This window comes from Thiobacillus sp. SCUT-2 (genome assembly GCF_035621355.1).
In the GTDB taxonomy this organism is placed as follows: Bacteria; Pseudomonadota; Gammaproteobacteria; order Burkholderiales; family Thiobacillaceae; genus Thiobacillus; species Thiobacillus sedimenti.
This window is the reverse complement of sequence record NZ_CP141769.1, coordinates 1,411,128-1,432,759: the sequence shown is the minus strand read 5'-3', so window position 1 is coordinate 1,432,759 and position 21,632 is coordinate 1,411,128. Positions and strand designations below refer to the sequence as shown.

Sequence of the window (21,632 nt, the reverse complement as noted above, 5' to 3'; positions counted from 1 at the left end):
TTCAAAATGCGCAGGCCCGGGGCGGCTGGCCACATGTCATGCCACATAGTTTTTGTGGCGTTCGGATACGGCGTGCAGCAGCGCATCGCGCTGGTCAAGGGCGTCCTTGGGAGCCATCGGCTCCCCGGCAGTGCCAGGCCTGCTGATCCAGCCATTCGGAAACTGGAACCAGGCTGCTATCTCCCAGGTGTCCGCGACGGTTCCGAATTCACGCAGGATTTCCCGGATGATCGGCAGGGGCTGGTAGGCCTCGTCGAACTGATAACGCGCGAAGTAGTCCTGCCCGCCATGGTTCACCGCGAAGATGAGGCCGCGGTGCTTCCAGTCACTGGCGGGCTGGTTTCTTTGCGTCGGCGGATTCGGCTGCAGGGCATTTAGCTGCTCGGCCGTCAGCCACTCACCTTGCTCGAGGATTTCCCGGACGGTGTTCAGCCGAGCAAGGCGTGCCTCCACGAGCCCAGTATTGGGCTCGATCTTCCCGAGAAGCAGTCGGGCAATCCGGTCTGCATGCTCGATCGCCGCCGACTGCTTTGCCAACGTCAGCAACTCAAGGGTTTGCTCGATCCTGGGCTTGAGCGACTCGGCAACGGCCGGATCCATGCCGGCCGGCAGGTTCACTTTCAGGACTAACTTGTGCTCGTGAGGCCCAGACGTCTCCCGATTTTCCAGTGCGCAAATACGGATGTTCGACGCATCAACGCAGGCCAGCGCATCGTCAATCGCCGCATCGGCCCGGGCGGTGGACTGGTTCAGCAGGTCTGTCATCCTTTCCAGAATCGCCGCTTCATCTGGCGGGATAGGGGTATAAGACGTCGCGGCTCGTCTTATGAAGTCCTCCAGCGAAGTGCCGGCATCCTTTGCCATTCTGGCGATATGCCTTTTTTCCTTGGCTGTGACATGCACGGTGATTGGCTTGCTCGTTCTTGTCATGGCATAGCCCCGGTCAGCCCCAACCCCTTGGCATCATGCTCCATGATCACGATGCTGGCCCAGTCAAACGGGCTCGCCCACCCAAAACCCCGCACCTCTCCGCGGCAAGCCCGGACGACGACCTCCGACACCACCTGGAAAGGCCGCGCGGCCCTCCCGGCAAGATCGCCCAGCCGCACGCGTTGTTCAGCATCAAAGCCGGGCGCCCAGTTCTCCGTCAGGCGCTTCTGGATGACCAGCAGGTCGTCGACTGCCACCCGCATGTCGGCCCGGTTGCGGGGGTTCCAGGGGCGGATCAGCGTGGAGTGCGTCAGGTCGTCCCAGTCCAGCGGCACGCCGACGATCGAAGACAGCTCCGGAAGCGTCAGCAAGCCCTTGTAAAGAAAGGTCTGGGCAGCCAGCACCTCATCGATGTCGTAACCGTAGTCCTCGTCGGTGGGCAGGGTCAGGATCTCGCGTGCCAGCAGCCCGTCAAACGTGCCCAGGTCGGTGGCCAGGAAAGCCAGGACCTCTTCCTGGGTGCGCAGAGTAGGCGGGCGCCCCTGAAACAGCTCTGCGCCGGATAGCTCGGGCGGCAGGGGGCGCTCCGGTGAGCAGATCGCCTCGGCCAGTTCGTCCGGGAGCCAGGCCTCGGTCAGCACATGCATCGCGCAGCGCTCGGGGACGTGGGGACGCGGCACGGCCGTCAAAGGAGCCAGCGCCGGAAGCGCGTTCCACCGCACCCCGGCGAGGAAGTAGGTGCCGTTCCGTCTGACCCGCGCCAACTGCTCGGCGATGGCGTGCCGCTCGTGCACGGGCAGCAACTGAACCAGCTTCTTCGGCCACTTGCCGGCCGCGACGGCCGAGCCGGGCAGCGCCAGGGCTTTGAAAATCCTGAACATGATGTCCCACTCCACGGTGAGCACCTCACCGTTGTGCCCGGCTACCCGAAATGGTGCCAGCGCGGCAAAGTCCTCCGCGACCTCGCAGACTTCCGGGTCGACCGTCTCGCCTGGCAGCAACCGCAGGTCAGTCCCGCATTTGCCGCAATGCATCAGGCTCGTCCGAGTCCACCTGAGGGGGTGTCCGCATGCCGGGCAGGCGTCAATCAGCCTGGAATGGTGCCTGCTGCAGGCCGTTACCGGTCCAAATTCAAGCTCCTCTTTAACAAAACCGTCCTCGATGAGGCATTGCGGGCAAACCTGCATCCGCTCCGGCAGGAGCGCGTCGCCGTCGACGAGGACGTTATGGAACAGGTAAGTCTGTCCCTTCAGTTCCTTTGCGCCATGGCTGTCGAGGTGGTGCGGGTCGCCGACGGCCATGCGGCCGATGGCGGCGAGCAGTTCCGGCCGGGCTCTCAGCTTGAAGGAATAGCCGTTCTTGCTGGCCCAGAGGCCGGTGGCACGAAGCAGCGGCTGGATGCCGGCATAGCCGTTCTCTTGCGCCAAGTGAAGCAGGTAACCGGGGAAGGAATTTCCGGCCCCGATTGGCAGGTTGCGATAACAGCCGGGTATCCAGTTGGGGGGAAGATCCATATCAGCCTTTTTTGCTCCGGCCGCCCTTGGGCTTCTCGTTCTTGGTGAGGGCCGTGATCTTTGGCATTGCCATTGCCCTCATCACATAGGCAGTGACTTCCTCGCTGGTCCACCGGAAGGGATTCCCTGTCAGGTGGCTGTTATCTCCCACTTGGTCGTATGCCGTAGCCAGAATTTCTAGCGACAGATTTTGTTCAGGATGCCGGCGGGAAAGCGTCGCGATCCTCTGCAGCAGCTTTTCGAGTTTCCGGTAATGGGCTCCACAGGCGATCAGGAACCTGGCGACGACATCATCGTCGTTGGCGTCCAGGCTATCCGCGAGTCCGTACCGCTCTGCGAGGCTCTTGAAGACGAGCCGAAATTCCTTGAAGGATTCGAGCGGAAAAAATCTCGGCTGTTCTGTCTCGATTACGCAGCTGAAGCGGCTTCCCAACTCCTTGTCGGCGTCAAAAGGATTCCTGAGCGCATCTGTGCCCGAGACGATGATGAGCAGCCGATAATCCCCACGGAGGGTGTCGGGAATGGCCCATCCGTCAGCGCTTTCCAGCGGGGCCTGGTTCCAGATGTTCTTGAGCATCCTCGCCGTTTGACCACGGAACAGGGGTGAGTTCGAGAGGAGGGCGTTATGGAACTCCTCAAGTATCAGGATCAGGACCTTGTGGGCCCTCATGGCTGCATGCATGGACAACTCGAGCTCACTCAGCTTGGTGCTGCCGCTTGAAGTCGACACAGGCTTGCCGAGTTGGGCAAGCACTCCGGCCGCGGTCGAAGGCGCATCGGCTTTGGCGGCGGATGAGACGCGACAGCACGTCGTGATGCGCTGGTACCCTTCCTGCCTCTGAGCGCCGTAGCGCCCGACCACCAGGTCGAGCGCATGGGACTTGCCGGTACCAGATGCCCCCATGAGCAGAATGCCGTGGCTGTTGCCGCCTGCCCTGATTTCTTCCAGGGCCATCTCGACCTCGTCGAGCAGGCGCTGCTGAAACGGCATCTTGTAGTCGTATAGCCCCATTTCAGATTTTGCTGCCCTTCAGCAGATCGCTCAGGCTGACATTGGTGCTGGTATGCACCTGCTGCGGCGTGACAGTGGGCAAGGCCACGGCGTGCGTGGCGGCTTGGGCGTCGGAACGCTTGGTCTTGCCAGGGGTCCGCGTCATGGGTCCGGACTGGACGCGCTGCAACTCGTCCAAGAGATGGAAGCCGATCTCCTCCCTCCACACCTCATTGCCTGTGTAGCGTTCCTCCAGGCGCTTCAGCACCACGCGAATGAGCTCCAGCGACATCGGAAAATCGAGATCGAAGGTGGAGAGGAAGGCTTCGACCGGTTCGTTGAGCTGTGGCACGAACACGAGCACCGAGCGGACGTCGTCGGGATCAACCTTGACGTGCACCTTTTCGCCGGTATGTACCCGATATACGGCGTGCAGTTCGGGGCTGTTGAACATCAGCGTTTCCGCCTGCACCCCTTCGCGGGTCAGGGTCGCTTCGTAGGTTAGTGCAAAGGTCGTTCTGAGCTGCAGCCGGCCGGTGGGGAGCACCAGCGGAGCCTGCTCCTGGCCATCGCGCCAGACCTGAATGCGCGGCTTCTTGAAGTCTGGGTGGCGGGCATGATTGTGCTCCTGAATGCCCTCGACGAGCCGAGCCTGGAAATCGGCGACCGTCATGTTCGCCTTGGCTTTTGCCCGATCCCGGATCTTCTTGTATCGCGGGTCCAGGCCAGTGTACTTCTTCGACACATAGCCTGGCATGCTGGATACGACTCTCGTCTCGATGGTTTGCTGGGTTCGCTCGACCGTGCCTTTAAGGTCGCCGCGCCGTGGCGGCATCCGGAGCACGATGACACCGTTGATGAAGAACATCAGAATGATGGCGTTTGCCGTCAGGTCGGTGGCGTTGTCGACCGCCACATAGACCTCGATCCCGAACACATCCCAGCCCTGGGCGTGGTGGTGCAATGACGGCGGCAGCCAGAGGGCTTTCGGCAGCACACAGTTGCGGTACAGCCTCACGGCATCCCGCGCAGAGGGGTCGACGGTAATCGTGAACCCCTTGATTGCCTTGGACGCGTGATCGATCCCCGTCCCCGTGTAGTAGAAGAGGGGCTCGTTCCAGTTCTCATTGGGAAACAGCCAGACTCCGTACTTCGTGTAGTCGAGCTCCGTCCTCTGGCCTGGGTAATAGGTATGCAGCCGGCCGATCTGACGCTCGTCCTGGATGGCGTGGAGCGCGCCCAAGAGTCGCAACTTCTGCTCGAACTTGTCGACGCCCTGGAGGTTCTGCCGAACGAACTCATACGAAACTTGGACTGGCGTCTTAGTTGTCACGAGCAGGCCCCGGATCTTCAGGCAATTCATGACCAAGACGCTTGTTCGCTTTCTCTCGCAGGGAAGCGAGGCTGAGTGTCGGGTTCGCCTTGACCAACTCCAGCAACACCTCTTCTGCCTTTACATATAGGTCGGGCCGCTGACTCCAGGGGCAGTATTCAACTCCTTTGCGCTGCACGGTGGATAGGGCGTAGCGAAAGGACCTCCAGCGCCTCAGATCGTTGTAGATGGTCCGGCATGCCCAAGTCTTGGCGTTAACCAACCCGATGGCACGATGCCAGCTTTCCAGCTCGGCCTTGGCACGCTCGAAAGCGGCCCGAAACACTGCAGTTCTGGGCGAGCTGCTGGCATGCGGCATCATTTGGCGCAGCAGGAAAACCTTGCCATGCCAATCGATGATGCGGTTCACCGGCTGAAAAGACAGGTTGGTCACTTTCCGCACGTCGTCCGCGTCGGGATCCTCGAGCTCGTCGAGCATCTCGGCCTCCTCGATAACCAGCAGTGCCGCCAGTTCGGAGCGGGGCATCTCTATGGCGTCGCCGCCTGCTTCCGGCTTGAGGGTGAGCAAAGGACCGCCGGGCTGAACGTGCTGGACATGGTGCCTGACGCCTTGGATAGCAATGAGCCGGCCGGGCCTGATGTCCATGCAGATCAGACGCGACATGGCTGCAGCTCCACGGGAAGCAGACGCCGGTATACCAGCGGCAAACGCTGGTGATACAACAGGTGATAAAGGAGCCCGGTTGGCACGCCCGCGGCGGCGGCACGGGTGCGCCACCCCTCGAGCGGCGCCTCCTGCCCCTGGGCCAGACGCTGTGCAGCCGCTTCGACGGCGCCCTCGGGATACTGCATCAGCCCGTAGTGCCGGAGCAGAATGATCGTGTCGATGAGGCCGTCAGCCTCGAGATCTTCGCGGTAGATCACTTTGTAGGGAATCCCGCGCCGCTCGAAGTGGGCCGCGGTCAGCGCAAGCTTCTCCCGTTCTACGTCTCTCAGGCCATCCCGTGAATACTTTGCCTCATAGAACTCGATTTCCCCGGTGTCGAGGATGGCCTCATAGTCCGGGTGGCACCTCAGCTCGGGCAAGCCGGCTTCCGCTTCGAATGTGAACTCGTGCGGCTCGAAGGCCATGCTGACCACGTTTGGCAGCCACTCGAGGTAGATGCCGCAATACAGCGCACTCAGGGAGTCGAAGACCAGATGCGAGGCTTCGGCCTTCGCGCACGGGAATTGACCGATGAACCTGGGATGTTCCCCGCGGTTGGAAATCGTCCGGGTCGGGCTATAGAGTTTTCTGGCCATCAGGCGGCCATTTCTGCAACTCGACGCTTCTTGCTAACCATCTCTGCACATCCGAACATTAAAGTTTGGTTTATACGTAAGCTCTGATGAAAATGCAATAAGCCATTGATTCGTAAGTAATAAACGTGTCAATATAGTCGCACGTTTAATGCCTTGACACGTGGTCCTGGCACAAGCGTGGCGGGTTTCGGCCGCATATGTGCATGAGCGCGCGGATCAGTGTGGCTCTCGCTTGCAGACGCTATCCACAACAGAATTGGCATCGGTTTTCATCGGCGCCGTGCTCAATGGCGCCACGGTGCAGTAAGCTTGCCCCGATGCACACATAAGAAGACAAGAACAGCACGTGAACCAGGATCTCAAGAAAACCCTCTGGGCCGCCGCCGACAAGCTGCGCTCCAGCATGGACGCCGCCGAGTACAAGCACATCGTGCTCGGCCTCATCTTCCTCAAATACATCAGCGATGCGTTCGACGAGCGCCGCGATGAACTGCAGGCCGCCTTCGCCGACGAGGCCAGCGAGCTCTACCTGCCCGATGCTGCCGACCACGCCGAGGCGCTGGAGGAGCGGGACTACTACACCATGGTCAACACCTTCTGGGTGCCGGCGCAGGCCCGCTGGGAGGCCATCCGCGCCCAGGCCAAGCAGGCCGACATCGGCGTGCGCATCGATGCCGCGCTGGAAGCCATCGAGGCCGACAACCCGCGTCTGAAGGGCATCCTGGACAAGCGCTTCGGCCGCACCCAGCTCGAACCCGGCAAGCTCGGCGAGCTGGTCGACCTGATTTCGACCATCGGCTTCGGCGTCGGCCACCACGCCAAGGACCTGCTCGGCGAGGTCTACGAATACTTCCTCGGCCAGTTCGCCAGCGCCGAGGGCAAGAAGGGCGGCCAGTTCTACACGCCGGCCTCGGTGGTCAAGGTGCTGGTCGAGGTGCTGGCGCCGCACCAGGGCCGGGTCTACGACCCCGCCTGCGGCTCGGGCGGCATGTTCGTGCAGAGCGAGAAGTTCATCGAGGCCCACGGAGGCAAGGTGGACGACATCAGCATCTACGGCCAGGAAGCCAACCCCACCACCTGGCGCCTGGTGGCGATGAACCTCGCCATCCGCGGCTTCGCGGCCGATCTCGGCAAGGAGCCCGCCGACACCTTCCACCGCGACCAGCACCCCGACCTCAAGGCCGACTACGTCCTGGCCAACCCCCCGTTCAACATCAGTGACTGGGGCGGCGAGCGTCTGCTAGAGGACAAGCGCTGGGCTTACGGCGCACCTCCGACCGGCAACGCCAACTACGCCTGGCTGCAGCACATCCTGCATCACCTCAGCCCGCGCGGGCAGGCCGGCGTCGTGCTCGCCAACGGCAGCATGTCGTCCAACCAGAACAACGAGGGCACCATCCGCAAGGCCATGGTCGAGGCCGACGTCGTCGACGTCATGGTCGCGCTGCCTCCCCAGCTCTTCTTCAACACCCAGATTCCCGCCTGCCTGTGGTTCCTGGCCCGTGACAAGTCCGGCGCGCCCGCGCCGGGCGCCAAAAAGGGACGCGACCGCCGCGGCGAAGTCCTCTTCATCGACGCCCGCAAGCTCGGCCGGATGGAAACCCGGGTCAACCGCGTGTTCGACGACGAGGACGTGGCGCGCATCGCCGCCACAGTCCACCGCTGGCGTGCCGACGGCGAGGATGGCGCGGACGAACCGTATGCCGACGTGCCCGGCTTCTGCCGCGCCGTGAAGCTGGCCGAAATCGCCGAACACGGCCATGTGCTTACGCCTGGCCGCTACGTCGGCGCCGAGGCAGCCGAAGACGACGACGAGGCCTTCAACGAAAAGATGGAGCGGCTGACCGCACAACTCGCCGAGCAGATGGCCAAGGGGGTGGAGCTGGATGCGGTGATTCGGGAGAAGCTGGGGGGCATGGGGTATGCGGTCTGACCGGCCGCTGGAATCTCGCACAGGCGGGCGAGCTGCAACAACCGGTGTCATTCCCGGCGACATTGCCATCTCCGTTGGCAACCCCAATTCGCCATTACCCGTCGGCTGGGAGTGGCGCTTGCTTACCGACCTTGCCAGGTTAGAAACCGGCCACACGCCAAGTCGGCGACACCCCGAATACTGGGGCGGCTCGGTTCCATGGGTCGGCATTCGTGATGCCACTGGAAATCACGGCGGCACCATATACGAGACAGCGCAGTACACAAATGAACTCGGAATCCGCAACTCGTCTGCCCGCGTCCTGCCGGCGAATACGGTATGCCTCTCCCGCACTGCATCGGTTGGGTATGTTGTCGTCATGGGTGTGCCCATGGCCACAAGCCAAGATTTTGTAAATTGGGTGTGCGGCCCAGACCTTGACTATCGGTACCTGAAATACGTCTTGCTTGGGGAGCGCCGTAGTTTTCTGCGTTTTGCCTCGGGAACCACGCACCAGACCATCTACTTTCCTGAGGTTAAGGCGTTCCATATCGCTCTGCCACCACGGGAGGTTCAGGTCAGTATCGCCGACATTCTTGGTGCGCTCGACGACCGCATCAACCTCCTGCGCCAAACCAACACTACGCTCGAATCCATCGCCCAGGCCCTGTTCAAGAGCTGGTTCATCGACTTCGACCCGGTGCGCGCCAAGCAGGCCGGCGGCAAACCCGAAGGCATGGACGCCGCCATGGCAGCGCTTTTCCCCGCCGAGTTCGAGGAATCGGCGCTGGGGTTGATTCCGAAGGGGTGGTCCGTTCTCCCATTCTCCGAAACAGTGGATATCGTTGGTGGCGGCACCCCCAAGACAAGCGTCCCGGAGTACTGGGACGGCGATATCCCGTGGTTTTCAGTCGTGGATGCGCCAGCAGCCGGGCAGGTTTTCACCGTGGCAACAGAAAAGTCCGTCACGAAATTGGGCGTCGATAACTCGTCCACGCGAATCCTCCCGATGTGGACCACCATCATCTCTGCACGGGGGACAGTTGGAAAACTAGCACTTACTGGGGTCGAGATGGCAATGAACCAGTCTTGCTACGGCTTGAGACCCCGAGCTAGTGGAGGCGAAACCACTACATACTTGGCTGCGCAGAGATTGGTGGAGGACCTGAAGCGTCTGGCACACGGCGGCGTGTTCGACACCATCACCCGGGATACGCTCAATTCAGTGCTTGTTTGCAACCCGCCATCAGAAATCATCAAGGCGTTTGACGCGCTGACGCGCCCGCTGTTCGAACGTATCTTGGCAAACGGTCTGCAATCACGCTCGCTCACGGAGACACGCGACACGCTGCTTCCCCGCCTCATCTCCGGCAAGCTTCGCCTGCCCGAAGCCCAAGAACAACTGGAGGACGCTCTCGCATGAAGCCCAACCTTGCCCGACTTGAACGCGTATCCCTGCGCGCCGCCTGGAAGCACGAGGCAGGCGAGTTCACCCCCTGGCTCGCGCAGGACGAAAACCTGCAGCTCCTCGCTGAGGCGCTGGGCCTGGCGGAAATGGAGCTTGTGGCAACCGAGCACCCCGTGGGCGACTTCAAGGTGGACATCCTGTGCTCCGACGATGACGGCGAAATCATCATCGAGAACCAGCTGGAGAAGACCAACCACACGCATCTCGGCCAAATCATCACCTACGCCGCCGGCGTGGGAGCGAAGAAAGTTGTGTGGGTGGCCGAATCCTTTAGAGCCGAGCATGTGGCGGCGCTGGAGTTCCTGAACCAGAACACGACGGGCGACCTGAACTTCTTCGCGGTGGAAGTCGAGCTGTGGCGCATCGCCGATTCCCCGATGGCGCCGAGCTTCAATGTTGTCGTCAAGCCGAACGACTGGAGCAAATCGGGCCGCGAAATCGCCCGCGCAGCCTCAACGGCAACCCCGACCAAGCAGCTGCAGCTTCGCTTCTGGACGGATTTTCTGGCCTACCTTGAGCCTCGCAACTCACCTTTGAAGCCGCAGAAACCACGCGCCCAGCACTGGCTGAACATCAAGATTGGACGCGCCGGCTTCAAGATGGCGGCCACGGTGAACTCCCGCGAAGCGCGATTGGGCATGGAAGTGTATATCTCCCATGAGCAATCGAAGCAGTACTTTCAGCAGTTGCTGCAGCACCGCACCGACATAGAGCAGCGGCTTGGTTTTCCGCTGGAATGGCAAGAGCTGCCGGAGAGCCATGCCTGTCGCATCGCTGTATTCCGGCCGGAGTCGCCACTGGACGATGAGGCGCAATGGCCCAGCTACATGTCATGGCTCGCAGACGTAGGCGCCAAGCTCGACGGCGTGTTCCGTCCACTGGTACGGGAACTGCCGTGAACGGCATCAGCGAGGACGACGTCGAACAGGCCATGCTGGAATGGCTGGCCGGCCTCGGCTGGTCGGTCGCCCACGGCCCCGACATCTCGCCGCCTGACGCCAAGACCCCCGGCACCGAGCGCGACAGCTACCGTGACGTGGCGCTGCGGCACCGACTCGCCGACGCCATTGCCCGCCTGAATCCGCACATCCCGGCCGGCGCCCGCGACGACGCGCTCCGCCGCGTGCTCAGCCCCAATGTGCCGGCCTTGGTCAGCGCCAACCGCCAGCTGCACCGATGGCTGGTCGACGGCGTGCCGGTGGAATTCCAAAAGGATGGCGACACGCGCGGCGACCGTGTGCGGCTGCTGGACTTTGCCGATGTGGCGGCCAACGACTGGCTGGCGGTGAACCAGTTCTCGGTGCAAGGCCCCGCGCTCACGCGCCGCCCCGATGTGGTGCTTTTCGTGAACGGCCTGCCGCTGGTCGTCGTCGAGTTGAAGAACCCCGGCGACGAGGAAGCCGACATCTGGGCGGCTTGGAACCAGCTGCAGGCCTACCAGCAGGATATCCCCGACCTGTTCCACGCCAACGCGCTGCAGGTGATTTCCGACGGCATCCAGGCGCGCATGGGTTCGCTGACCAGCGACCGCGAGCGGTTCATGGCCTGGCGCACCATCGATGGCGTGACCACCGACCCGCTGGGGGCGATGCGCGAGCTCGAAACGCTGGTGCATGGGCTGTTCCAGCGCGACCTGCTGCTGGAGTACCTGCGCCACTTCATCCTGTTCGAGGACGACGGCCAGCTCATCAAGAAGGTGGCGGGCTACCACCAGTTCCACGCCGTGCGCGCCGTGGTGCAGAGCGTGCTGAAGGCCTCGGCACCCGGCGGCAACCGCAAAGGCGGGGTGGTGTGGCATACCCAGGGCGCCGGCAAGAGCATCGAGATGACCTGCCTGGCGGGCGCCTTGATGGCCCACCCCGGCATGGGTAACCCGACCTTGGTCGTGGTGACCGACCGCAACGACCTCGATAACCAGCTGTTCGGCGTCTTCGCGGGGGCGAGCGAGATGCTGCGCGAAACGCCCGTGCAGGCCGACACGCGCCCGGACCTGCGTCGGCTCTTGGCCAACCGGCCGTCGGGCGGCATCGTCTTCACCACTATCCAGAAGTTCACGCCCGGCGAGGACGAGGACATGTTCCCCGTGCTCTCCGACCGCCGCAACATCGTGGTCATCTGCGACGAGGCGCACCGCAGCCAGTATGGCTTCGAGGCACGGCTGGCCGGAGGGGAGGGCAGGCCCACGGCCGCCAATGATGCCACCGTGCTGTTGGCTGCCGAGGCCGGAACAACCACTTCGGTGCTGGCGACCGGCAGCAGCGCCGTGCGCTACGGTTACGCCCAGCACTTGCGCAACGCGTTGCCCGGCGCGACCTTCGTCGCCTTCACCGGCACGCCGGTCTCGCTGGACGACCGCGACACGCGCGCGGTGTTCGGCGACTACGTCCACATCTACGATATCGAGCAGGCGGTCAAGGACGGCGCCACCGTGCCCATCTACTACGAGAGCCGCTTGGCCAAGCTGGAGCTGAAGGAAGCGGACGTGACGCTGCTCGACAGCGAAGTCGACGAGCTCACCGAGGACGAGGAGGGCGACGCCGCCAAGGTGGCCAAGCTGCGGCGCTGGGCGGCGCTGGAGCAGCTGGTGGGTGCGCCGCCGCGCATCCAGAAGGTGGCGGCGGACATCGTGGCCCACTTCGAGAGCCGGCTCGCCGCCATGGACGGCAAGGCCATGGTCGTGGCGATGAGCCGCGACATCTGTGTACACCTATATGACGCCATCGTCGCGCTGCGCCCGGAGTGGCACAGCGACGACCCGGCCCAGGGCGCCATCAAGGTGGTGATGACCGGCTCGGCCTCTGACAAGGCGCTGCTGAAGCCGCACATCTATCCCAAGGACGTCCGCAAGCGGCTGGAAACCCGGTTCAAGAACCCGGCCGACCCGTTCAAGCTCGTTATCGTCCGCGACATGTGGCTCACGGGCTTCGACGCGCCATGCCTGCACACGATGTACGTCGACAAGCCGATGCGCGGCCACAATTTGATGCAAGCCATCGCCAGGGTGAACCGGGTGTTCAAGGACAAGCCCGGCGGATTGGTCGTGGATTACATCGGCATCGCCAACGAGCTCAAGGCCGCGCTGGCGGACTACACCCGGGCCAAGGGCCGCGGCAAGCCGACCATCGACGCCCGCGAGGCGCTGGCCGTGCTGCAGGAGCAGATGGACGTGCTCCACGACATGCTGCACGGCGTGGAGTACGGCGACTTCCGGGCCAAGGCCTGGCAACTCCTGCCGGCCGTGGCCAACCACGTGCTCGGCTTGGACGACGGCAAGAAGTGCTTCGCCGACACGGTGCTGGCCGCCAGCAAGGCGTTCGCGCTGTGCTGCACCTTGGACGAGGCCCTGGGTCACCGTGACGAATTGGCCTTCCTGCAGGCGGTGAAAGCCGCGCTGACCAAGCACGGCGGGACCGACAAGAAACTGACGGACGAGCAGAAGGAACACGCGCTTCGGCAAATCATCAGCCGGGCCGTGGTGAGTGATGAGGTCATCGACATCTTTACGGCGGCTGGCCTCAAACGCCCGGATATCGGCGTGCTGTCCGACGAGTTCCTTGAAGACGTGCGCCACATGAAGGAGCGCAACCTGGCCGTGGAACTTCTGGAGCGGCTGCTCAAGGGCGAAATCAAGTCGCGCTTCAAGACCAACGTGGTGCAGGAGGCCAAGTTTTCCGAGCTCCTGCAGCAGAGCCTGACGCGCTACCGCAACCGGGCCATCGAGACCGCCCAGGTCATCGAGGAGCTCATCGAGATGGCCAAGAAGTTCCAGGAAGCCGCCCAGCGCGGCGAGGCCCTGGGGCTGAACCACGACGAAATGGCGTTCTACGACGCCTTGGCCACTAATGAATCCGCAGTCCGTGGTTTGGGTGACGAGACATTAAAGAAGATTGCGGTCGAGTTAGTCCAAAGCCTGCGCAAGTCGGTGACGGTTGACTGGGCTGTCCGGGAAACTGTCCGGGCCAGGCTGCGCGTGATGGTTAAGACGCTGCTCAAGCGCTACAAGTATCCGCCGGACAAGCAGGAAGAAGCGACTGAGACAGTATTGAAACAGGCGGAGTCACTGTCGGCTGAATGGGTGGTCGCATGAAGCTATTCCGAACCGAACTCCCTGGTCCCCGTAGTCAATAGTCCGTCGCGACGAGGCGGAGCGGTGTTTGGCCGGGCGCTGAGTGATAAGAAAGTGATAAGAATAATGATAAGAAACTGATAAGTTTCTCGGTTGATTAAGAAAAAGACTTTGAGGGCTAAGAAGTAGCCCATGGCTTCTAATGTAGCCGCGGTTCGCGGTTTGGGCGTTGAGACATACAAAGAAGATTGCGGTCGAGCTAGTCCAAAGCCTGAGTAAGTCAGTGACTGACCGTCGACCGGGCTATCCGGGAAACCGTGCGGGCCAAGCCTGCGCAAGTCGGTGACCGTCGACTGGGCTGTCCGGGAAGCTTCGGCCTAACCAACTCCAATACGCGGCTGACGATGCGCTTGCTGCGCTTCGAGTCTTTCACGCCATGGGACAGCCGTACGCTCCTCAGACTTTGCGTGCTTAGCGCCGGGGTCGGTAGCGGCCGACCATGAGTTTCGGGCAGACCCGGCCAGAAGGGATGGCGCGGATTCCGTTACCAGAATTTCAGGGGGTGTTACTCGAATTTCGTGGGAGCGACAGCAGCAAGGCAAGGGCCGCTCCGCGAAACAATAAGATTTAACATAATATACATTATGCGAAGTCGATAACGGGAAGAGGCAATCCGTGCCGCTGGTGTGACTAGCAGCCGAACCCAACTGACTAGTTGATGAACCCAATTGACTACCACCCGACCCAACGGTTTAAGTACAAGCGGCCCATTGGCCTTTTCTGCCAGCTTGGTCGTCAGCGTTAGTGTTAAGCCTCGTCCAGCGTGCAGCACAGCGCGAAGGCCTTGCTGGCGGCCAGCACCGTGTCGGCGAACCGTTTCTTGCCGTCGTCCAGACCGAGCACGTGGTTGGCCACGGCCGGCAGAAGCTGCCAGGCCTTGGTCCGGAAATCCCCGTGTTCCACACCATGCAGCATGTCGTGGAGCACATCCATCTGCTCTTGCAGCACGGCCAGCGCCTCGCGGGCGTCGATGGTCGGTTTGCCGCGGCCCTTGGCCTGCGTGTAGTCCGCCAAGGCGGCCGTCAGCTCATTGGCGATGCCGATGTAATCCACGACCAATCCGCCCGGCTTGTCCTTGAACACACGGTTCACGCGGGCGATGGCCTGCATCAGGTTGTGTCCGCGCATCGGCTTGTCCACGTACATCGTGTGCAGGCACGGCGCGTCGAAGCCCGTCAGCCACATGTCGCGCACGATGACCAGCTTGAACGGGTCGACTGGGTTCTTGAAGCGTGTTTCCAGGCGCTTGCGGACTTCCTTGGGATAGATATGCGGCATCAGCAGCGCCTTGTCCGACGCCGACCCGTGGGCCCGCCGCGGCATGCGTCGCCTCCGCAGGCGCGTGCTCGGCGTGTGATGGCCCGGCCCCGCGTCGGCCGCCAGCGCCGGAAGGCGCACCCCGGTGGCGGCCGAACGCCTCGGGCGGCCGGCTCAGGCGGTCTTGCTGGCCTTGTACTCCAGCCACTTCTCGACCTGCTCGTCCCAGTCGTCGGAACGGAAGAACGGGTTCATGCGCGGCTGGTTGATCATGTTGGGGTCGACCGGAAGATCCACGCCTTCGAGGAAGTTGGTCAGGCCGATGCGGTCGATCATCTCGCCGGTACGCTCGTGCTCCAGCGCGTTCTCGGCGAAGAAGTCGATCACGTTGCGCCCCAGTTCGTTCAGCTTCTCGAAGTCCTCGTCGGTCTCGAGCTTCATGAACGGAATCACGACCGTGCCCATGGTCGCGCCGATCTTCAGCACGCCCTTGCCCCCCACCAGGATGGTCACGCCCTTGTCCACGCCGGTCCGCAGGCCGCCGGGGATGACGTTCAGGCAGTGCATGCAGCGGACGCAGTTCTTGTTGTCGATGCACATCGTCTTGCCGTTGCCGAGGTCGGCGGCGGAGACGTGCTCGCTGGGCTGGAACTTGGCGGTGGAAACGAGTGTGATGGCCTTGGTCGGGCACTTCGTCACCACGTCGTTGACGAGATCTTCCTCGCCGTGGGCCTTCATGTAGTCTTGCACCAGCTTCTCGTCGACGCGGATGTTGTCGCGCCAGGTGCCGATCGTCGCGAGGTCCGAGCGCATGATGGCGTTCACGCAGTCGTTCGGGCAGCCGGAGAACTTGAACTTGAACTTGTACGGCAGCGACGGCCGGTGCATGTCGTCGATGTTGTTGTTGATGACGGTGCGCAGGGCCTTCGCCTCATCGAAGCAGGAATGTTCGCAGCGGGCGGCGCCGACGCAGGACATCGAGGTGCGCAGCGAGGGGCCGGCACCGCCGAGGTCGAAGCCCATCTCGTTGAATTTGTCGAAGGCGCGCTGCACATCCTCCGTTCGAGCGCCCTGGAGCATGATGTCGCCCGACTGCCCGTGGAACGCGATCAGACCCGAACCTCCCGTTTCCTGCCATGCGTCGCACATCTTGCGCAAGAGGTCGGAGGTGTAGTGCATGCCGGGGGGCGGCTGGATGCGCAGGGTGTGGAATTCGGCCGCCTCGGGGAACACGGGCTTGCCGTTCTCGTCCTTCAGCTCGGTGAAGCGCGGGATCACGCCGCCGCCGTAGCCGAACACACCGACCGTGCCGCCCTTCCAGTAGCCCTTCATGTGCTGGTAGGACGTTTCAAGCTGGCCCAGCAGGTCGTTCATCATCGGGCTCTCTTTGGCCAGGCGCTTGAGGCCGGTCACGAAGCTCGGCCATGGGCCATGCTCGAGCTCGTCGAGGTTGGGGGTGTCGAACTTCCGTTTGCTCATGTCGCCCTCCTTTGGCGGTGATGATTCGGGGGTGCTCGAATGCTCGGCCGTTGCGCGCTGCCCGCTGCCCGCGTGGACAGCCCCGGGCGAGGATGTCGCGGATCCGCGCGGCCGATCGTGCCCGCCGCATCGAATCGCGTCTGCCGACGAGCGATCAGATCAAAAGATAGGTTTGAACTACCTATTTAACAAACGATATTTATTGGTCGAATCAATCGAATATTCCGATTTATGCGGCGCGACGCGACCTCTCCCCCACCCCCGGATTCGCCCAGACGGAAGGCGGGCGGCCCTGGGGCGTGGCAGCCGCTTGGCGCCTGGGCTATCCTGACTCCGTTTCACGAACGACCATACGAATTCCCAACACCAACAAGGAGCACCCCATGCGCCGCATGCTTGCCATCCTGAGCGGTTTCTTTGCCTCGCTCGCCCTCACCCTCGCCGGCACCGTTCCCACATTCGCGGCCGACGGCGTCACGCAGCTCACGTGGTTCGGCCACGCCGCCTTCCGCATCGTCACCCCCAAGGGCAAGGTGCTGTACCTCGACCCGTGGCTCAACAATCCGATGAATCCGGCCGCCGGCAAGGACAAGGATGCGCTCGCCGGGATCGACAAGGCCGACTACATCCTGATCACCCACGGCCACTTCGACCATGTGGGCGATTCGGTCGCACTGGCGAAGAAGACCGGCGCCAGGCTGGTGACGAACTTCGAGCTCGGCAGCAACATGGCCAAGCTGCTCGGCTATCCGAAGGAGCAGATGGGCTTCGACACGCTGATGAACATCGGCGGCGAGATCAGGATCGCCGACGGCGAGGTGACGGTCGCGATGGTGCCGGCGATCCATTCGAGCGGCATGCAGGACCCGCATGCCGGCCCCAACGCGCCCGACATGGTCTACGGCGGCAACCCCGGGGGATTCGTGCTGATGATCAAGGACGGCCCGACGATTTACGACACCGGCGACACCGCCTACTTCAGCGACATGAAGCTGATCCGCGAGCAGTACCATCCGGACGTCGGCCTCATCAACGTCGGCGGCCACTTCGGCATGGAACCCGACATGGCCGCGCAGGCCGCCAGGGCCGTCGGCGTGAAGCTCGCCATCCCGCAGCATTACGGCACCTTCCCCATCCTGACCCAGAATCCGGGTGGCTGGGCGAAGGCGGTCGGGAAGGCGCACATCGACGCCCTCGTGATGAAGCCGGGCACGACCATCGAGTTCAAGGGCGCCAGACGGGTGAAGTAATTCGCCTGCCGAGGGGATTCACGGCAGCGCCGGGGTCCCCTTCCCCGCCGTCCGCCTCGGCCCTTCCGGCCTGAGCGGACCTAAATCCCGCTCCCCGCAAGGCATTCGGAAGAACGGCTTCGAGCCCGCCGGCGCATGCCGTCCCGGGAGGCAGGAAATCCGCCGCACGCAGTCGAAGCGCGCAGGCCACGGCCTGTCTCGTCGCGGACAGGCCTCATGTGTTTTCGATGTCCTGCCTCGCCGTGCCCGGCGACGTCCCAGCCTCGGCATCGGCGAGCTCGGCGCGCGGGAGCTCGATCCAGAAGGTGCTGCCCACGCCGACCTGGCTCTCGAAGCCGATTCGTCCGCCCATGGCCTCGACCAGGGTGCGGCTGATGACGAGGCCGATGCCGGCCCCCTCGACGTTGCTGTTGCGTGCCTCGATACGGTTGAAGGGCTGGAACAGCTCGGCGTGCCGGGCGCGCGGAATGCCCACGCCGGTATCCTCGACCTGGAAACGGATCGCGGCATCGTCCGCCTCCAGCCTGATCCTGACCTCGCCATGTTCCTTGTTGTACTTGACGGCGTTGCTCATCAGGTTGAGCAAGACCTGGCGCACGCGCAGCGAGTCGGCGCGGACGAAGAGCTCGGTGGGCAGCGCATCGGGCTGCAGCAGGATTCCGACGTGCCGTGCCTGCGCGAGCGGTGCGATCAGCCCGAGACAGGTTTCGACGAGCGCGCGGCAGTCGACGTTTTCGATCACGAAATCGGCGCGGCCGGATTCGATCCTGGCAAGATCGAGCACCTGGTTGATCAGTTCGAGCAGATGCCGCCCCGCCTTGAGGATCTCGCCGAGGTTCTCGCGCTGCGACGGGTTCGTATCGGGCTGCATCTGCATCAGCTGGCTGTAGCCGAGCACGGCGTTCAGGGGCGTGCGAAGTTCGTGGCTCATCGTCGACAGGAACTCGGACTTGGCGCGGCTGGCCCGCTCGGCCTCCTCCTTGGCGATCGACAGTTCGGCGGTGCGCAGCGCAACCCGTGCTTCCAGCGCCTCGTTGGCGCGTTCGAGCGCCTCCTTGGCGCGCCTGCGCTCGGTGATGTCCTCGAGGAAAACGAAGATGCGGCCGCCCTGGATTCCGGAAAAGGTGACGATCACCTCGACCGGCCAGAGCGAGCCATCCTTCCGGCGGTGCATCGTCTCGAAGCGGCCATAGCCGACTTGCCTGATCGCCTCGATATGGGCCGCGGTGTCCTCCGGCGTTTCCACTGCCTCGACGTCGGGAATGCGCATGCGGAGCAGCTCGTCGCGGCTGTAGCCCGACTGCCCGACGTAGGCATCGTTGACTTCGAGCAGTGCGCCCTGGGTGTCGACCAGCCAGAACCCGAGTGCCGGCGTGTTGATGGCCGTCTGGTAGACCTCGAATCGTTCCTTGAGCGCGGCCTCGAGTTCCTTGCGCCGGGTGATGTCACGGGCGATTCCGAGGACGCCGATCAGCTCGCCCTGCGGCCCGTACATGGGGGTCTTGATGGTCTCGAGATATTCGCGGTGGCCGTCGTCCGCGTAGGTGATCTCCTCCTCGTTCACGCTCGGGCGGTCGCTTGCGATGGCGAGCCTGTCCTTCTCGCGGAAGAAGTCCGCCAGCCCACGATCGACGAAGTCGTAGTCGGTCCTGCCGACGATCGCGTCCCGCGTCGCGCCGAAGAAGCGCTCGAACCGCTGGTTGCACGTCAGGTAGACGCCCTCCGGATCCTTGAGCCAGACCAGGTCCGGCAGCGTCTCGATCAGGGTGCGCAGCTGGGCTTCGCTGCGTTGCAGCGCCTGCTCGGCCCTGCTCTGCTGCGTGACGTCATGAAGGACGCCGGCGATGTATGTCTCGCCGCCGATTTCCACGGCGGTCATGCGGATTTCGCACTGGATGCATTCGCAGCCCCGAAGCCGGGCCAGGGTGGTGAAAACGACGTGACCCTCGCGCTGCAGCGCATCGACCTGCTCCGCGCCGAAGTCGGTCGCGCATTCGGCAAGCGTCATGCCGAGCAGCCGTGCGGCCGGATGCCCGAAGCGCTCGGCAGCGGCGGGGTTCGCGTAGACGAAGCGGAAACTCGCGGCCGGGTCGGCCACGAAAAGCGGATACGGGGCCGCCTCGATCAGACTGTGGAAGGCAGCAGGGGCGTCACCTGTGAATGGGTTGCGCATGCGGGCGGCGGTGGGGGCGCAGAAGGACGGGACGGCGTGGCCGTGCGTACGGTGAATCCTGGGTGAGGCGTCGATAACGCGATTCTACTGTGGACGATGCCGGAATGCTCGGCTCATCGCCGGTCGCGACGGCCCGCCGCTCGGCCCTGTCCGGCGCGCCGCTTACCTGCGCTTCGCGGCAAGCCGTGCCGGCTGAACGCGATCCGCCCGTGCCTTGGGAAGGGCAATCACGGTGCCCGCGCGGCGAGCCGGCTGCATCGCCTGCAGCGGCGCCACGCCATCCACCAGCCGGAAGACGTCGACCAGTTCCGCGAGCTTGCGGGCCTGCATCTGCATGGTTTCGGATGCTGCAGCGGCCTCCTCGACCAGCGCGGCATTCTGCTGGGTGATCTCGTCCATCTGCCCGACGGCCTGGTTGACCTGCTCGATGCCGTCACTCTGTTCGTGGCTCGCGGAGGCGATCTCGGCCATGATCGCGGCGACGCGCTTGACCGAGGTGACGATTTCGTTCATCGCGACGCCGGCCTGGTCGGCGAGCGTGCTGCCGGCGTCGACCTTGCCGACGGAGTCCTCGATCAGGGTCTTGATCTCCTTGGCGGCGCTCGCGCTGCGCTGCGCGAGGCTGCGCACCTCGCTGGCGACGACGGCAAAGCCGCGCCCCTGCTCGCCGGCACGCGCGGCCTCGACCGCGGCGTTGAGCGCGAGGATGTTGGTCTGGAAGGCGATGCCGTCGATGACGCCGATGATGTCGGCGATCTTCTTCGAGCTCTCCTTGATCGAGGCCATGGTGTCGACGACCTGGTGCACGACGTCGCCGCCCTTGACGGCCACGTCGGCCGTGGACACGACGAGCTGGTTGGCCGTCTGCGCGTTCTCCGCGTTCTGCCTGACGGTGCTGGTCAGCTCTTCCATCGAGCTCGCGGTCTCTTCCAGGCTCGAGGCCTGCGATTCGGTACGCGACGACAGGTCGGCGTTGCCCGAGGCGATTTCGCTGGCGCCGGCGTTGACGATGTCCGTGCTCTGCTTGATCTGCCCGACCAGCAGCTTGATGTTGATCTGCAGGATGCGCAGCGCCTGCATCATGCTTTGGACCTCGCCGGTGCCGCTGGCGTGGATGCGGCCCGTCAGGTCGCCAGAACTCATGCGGTCGATGTCATGGCGCGCACGGGCCAGCGGCACGACGACCATGCGGTGGCACGCGTAGCCGAAGAGGACGGCGAGCGGCATGCCGACGAGGGCGACGACCTCGAGCCAACCGGCCAGCCCGTGGCCGGCCTCGTCCGCCAGCAGCCAGCCGAGCACGCCGACGATGGCGAACAGGATGACCATCGAGACCGTCGCCATCCGCAGGATCGATGCCAGCGACAGGCGGCTCATGGCATCGAGGCAGCAACGCTCGAGGAAGGACGGGCGGACGGCGTTGCCTTCGCGGATCTTCAGCGACTTGTCGCCGCCCTTGACGGCCCGGTAGGCGGCCTCGGCGGCCTGCACGGCGTCGCGGCTCGGCTTGGTGCGGATCGAGGTGTAGCCGACGATCTGGCCGTTTTCGATCAGGGGGGCGGCGTTGGCCTCGACCCAGTAGTGGTCGCCGTTCTTGCAGCGGTTTTTCACCAGCCCCGTCCACGCCTTGCCGGCCTTCAGCGTGTGCCAGAAGTCGGCGAAGGCCTCGACCGGCATGTCGGGATGGCGCACGATGTTCTGCGGCGCGCCCAGCAGTTCTTCCTCGCTGAAGCCGCTGATGTTGATGAAGTCCTGGTTGACGTAGGTGATGTTGCCATGGCGATCGGTCTTGGACACGATCGTCTCGCTGTCCTCGAGGATGTACTCGACATTCGTGACCGGCAGATTGTTGCGCATCGCGGGTGACTCTCCCTGGTTATGGTCGTTCTGGCATTTC

General features: G+C 63.6%; 15 protein-coding genes. 5 read left to right on the top strand and 10 right to left on the bottom strand.

What is annotated here, in order from left to right; translation table 11 throughout:
• Positions 1-36 precede the first annotated feature (36 nt).
• Genes VA613_RS06935 through VA613_RS06910 form a run of 6 tightly spaced genes read right to left on the bottom strand, consistent with a single transcriptional unit; the run spans position 37 to position 6,070 of the window.
• Positions 37-930 carry a plasmid mobilization protein gene (locus VA613_RS06935; RefSeq protein ID WP_324781134.1) on the bottom strand — a complete coding sequence of 298 codons (894 nt, stop codon included), beginning with the start codon at positions 928-930 and terminating at the stop codon, positions 37-39.
• On the bottom strand, positions 927-2,444 hold the full coding sequence (locus tag VA613_RS06930; RefSeq protein WP_324781133.1) for a TniQ family protein: 1,518 nt from the start codon (positions 2,442-2,444) through the stop codon (positions 927-929). The genes VA613_RS06935 and VA613_RS06930 overlap by 4 nt, the downstream gene beginning before the upstream one ends.
• A 1-nt stretch (position 2,445) precedes the next feature.
• Positions 2,446-3,456, bottom strand: a complete 1,011-nt coding sequence (locus tag VA613_RS06925) for a TniB family NTP-binding protein (protein ID WP_324781132.1) — start codon at positions 3,454-3,456, stop codon at positions 2,446-2,448.
• Between the two features lies 1 nt (position 3,457).
• Positions 3,458-4,798, bottom strand: coding sequence for a Mu transposase C-terminal domain-containing protein (locus VA613_RS06920; RefSeq protein WP_324781131.1), 1,341 nt, complete (start codon positions 4,796-4,798; stop codon positions 3,458-3,460).
• Complete coding sequence (locus tag VA613_RS06915; RefSeq protein ID WP_324781130.1) at positions 4,758-5,432, bottom strand: hypothetical protein; 675 nt, start codon at positions 5,430-5,432, stop codon at positions 4,758-4,760. The genes VA613_RS06920 and VA613_RS06915 overlap by 41 nt, the downstream gene beginning before the upstream one ends.
• Positions 5,420-6,070, bottom strand: coding sequence for a PDDEXK family nuclease (locus tag VA613_RS06910; protein ID WP_324781129.1), 651 nt, complete (start codon positions 6,068-6,070; stop codon positions 5,420-5,422). Before VA613_RS06910 ends, VA613_RS06915 begins: the two co-directional genes overlap by 13 nt.
• A gap of 346 nt (positions 6,071-6,416) precedes the next feature.
• Here VA613_RS06910 and VA613_RS06905 point away from each other — a divergent pair, with 346 nt between their 5' ends.
• The 4 genes from VA613_RS06905 to VA613_RS06890 are packed head-to-tail and all read left to right on the top strand — an operon-like array spanning position 6,417 to position 13,537.
• Positions 6,417-8,003 (top strand): class I SAM-dependent DNA methyltransferase, encoded by a 1,587-nt coding sequence (locus VA613_RS06905; RefSeq protein WP_324781128.1) that lies wholly within the window; start codon positions 6,417-6,419, stop codon positions 8,001-8,003.
• Positions 7,993-9,405, top strand: a complete 1,413-nt coding sequence (locus tag VA613_RS06900; protein WP_324781127.1) for a restriction endonuclease subunit S — start codon at positions 7,993-7,995, stop codon at positions 9,403-9,405. Before VA613_RS06905 ends, VA613_RS06900 begins: the two co-directional genes overlap by 11 nt.
• Positions 9,402-10,349 carry a DUF4268 domain-containing protein gene (locus VA613_RS06895; protein WP_324781126.1) on the top strand — a complete coding sequence of 316 codons (948 nt, stop codon included), beginning with the start codon at positions 9,402-9,404 and terminating at the stop codon, positions 10,347-10,349. Before VA613_RS06900 ends, VA613_RS06895 begins: the two co-directional genes overlap by 4 nt.
• On the top strand, positions 10,346-13,537 hold the full coding sequence (locus VA613_RS06890; protein WP_324781125.1) for a type I restriction endonuclease subunit R: 3,192 nt from the start codon (positions 10,346-10,348) through the stop codon (positions 13,535-13,537). Before VA613_RS06895 ends, VA613_RS06890 begins: the two co-directional genes overlap by 4 nt.
• 786 nt (positions 13,538-14,323) lie before the next feature.
• Here the strand turns inward: VA613_RS06890 and VA613_RS06885 are convergent.
• Both VA613_RS06885 and dsrA read right to left on the bottom strand, forming a co-directional pair.
• Positions 14,324-14,899 (bottom strand): type I restriction enzyme subunit R domain-containing protein, encoded by a 576-nt coding sequence (locus tag VA613_RS06885; protein ID WP_324781124.1) that lies wholly within the window; start codon positions 14,897-14,899, stop codon positions 14,324-14,326.
• Positions 14,900-15,007: 108 nt separating this feature from the next.
• Positions 15,008-16,312 carry a dissimilatory-type sulfite reductase subunit alpha gene (gene dsrA, locus VA613_RS06880; protein ID WP_324781123.1) on the bottom strand — a complete coding sequence of 435 codons (1,305 nt, stop codon included), beginning with the start codon at positions 16,310-16,312 and terminating at the stop codon, positions 15,008-15,010.
• Between the two features lie 383 nt (positions 16,313-16,695).
• Between dsrA and VA613_RS06875 the strand changes: the two genes are divergently transcribed.
• Positions 16,696-17,562 carry a metal-dependent hydrolase gene (locus tag VA613_RS06875; RefSeq protein ID WP_324781122.1) on the top strand — a complete coding sequence of 289 codons (867 nt, stop codon included), beginning with the start codon at positions 16,696-16,698 and terminating at the stop codon, positions 17,560-17,562.
• A 214-nt stretch (positions 17,563-17,776) separates the two neighbouring features.
• Here VA613_RS06875 and VA613_RS06870 read toward each other — a convergent pair whose 3' ends face one another.
• Positions 17,777-19,735, bottom strand: a complete 1,959-nt coding sequence (locus tag VA613_RS06870) for a PAS domain S-box protein (protein ID WP_324781121.1) — start codon at positions 19,733-19,735, stop codon at positions 17,777-17,779.
• Positions 19,736-19,897: 162 nt separating this feature from the next.
• Positions 19,898-21,592, bottom strand: a complete 1,695-nt coding sequence (locus tag VA613_RS06865) for a methyl-accepting chemotaxis protein (protein ID WP_324781120.1) — start codon at positions 21,590-21,592, stop codon at positions 19,898-19,900.
• Positions 21,593-21,632: the final 40 nt, after the last annotated feature.

What these genes read in the sequence shown, in the direction of transcription:
- VA613_RS06930 (WP_324781133.1), bottom strand. Translation starts at nt 2,444, where the DNA reads ATGGATCTTCCCCCCAACTGGATACCCGGCTGTTATCGCAACCTGCCA.
- VA613_RS06885 (WP_324781124.1), bottom strand. Translation starts at nt 14,899, where the DNA reads ATGCCGCGGCGGGCCCACGGGTCGGCGTCGGACAAGGCGCTGCTGATG.
- VA613_RS06910 (WP_324781129.1), bottom strand. Translation starts at nt 6,070, where the DNA reads ATGGCCAGAAAACTCTATAGCCCGACCCGGACGATTTCCAACCGCGGG.
- VA613_RS06900 (WP_324781127.1), top strand. Translation starts at nt 7,993, where the DNA reads ATGCGGTCTGACCGGCCGCTGGAATCTCGCACAGGCGGGCGAGCTGCA.
- dsrA (WP_324781123.1), bottom strand. Translation starts at nt 16,312, where the DNA reads ATGAGCAAACGGAAGTTCGACACCCCCAACCTCGACGAGCTCGAGCAT.
- VA613_RS06875 (WP_324781122.1), top strand. Translation starts at nt 16,696, where the DNA reads ATGCGCCGCATGCTTGCCATCCTGAGCGGTTTCTTTGCCTCGCTCGCC.
- VA613_RS06925 (WP_324781132.1), bottom strand. Translation starts at nt 3,456, where the DNA reads ATGGGGCTATACGACTACAAGATGCCGTTTCAGCAGCGCCTGCTCGAC.
- VA613_RS06895 (WP_324781126.1), top strand. Translation starts at nt 9,402, where the DNA reads ATGAAGCCCAACCTTGCCCGACTTGAACGCGTATCCCTGCGCGCCGCC.
- VA613_RS06920 (WP_324781131.1), bottom strand. Translation starts at nt 4,798, where the DNA reads ATGAATTGCCTGAAGATCCGGGGCCTGCTCGTGACAACTAAGACGCCA.
- VA613_RS06865 (WP_324781120.1), bottom strand. Translation starts at nt 21,592, where the DNA reads ATGCGCAACAATCTGCCGGTCACGAATGTCGAGTACATCCTCGAGGAC.
- VA613_RS06870 (WP_324781121.1), bottom strand. Translation starts at nt 19,735, where the DNA reads ATGCGCAACCCATTCACAGGTGACGCCCCTGCTGCCTTCCACAGTCTG.
- VA613_RS06935 (WP_324781134.1), bottom strand. Translation starts at nt 930, where the DNA reads ATGACAAGAACGAGCAAGCCAATCACCGTGCATGTCACAGCCAAGGAA.
- VA613_RS06915 (WP_324781130.1), bottom strand. Translation starts at nt 5,432, where the DNA reads ATGTCGCGTCTGATCTGCATGGACATCAGGCCCGGCCGGCTCATTGCT.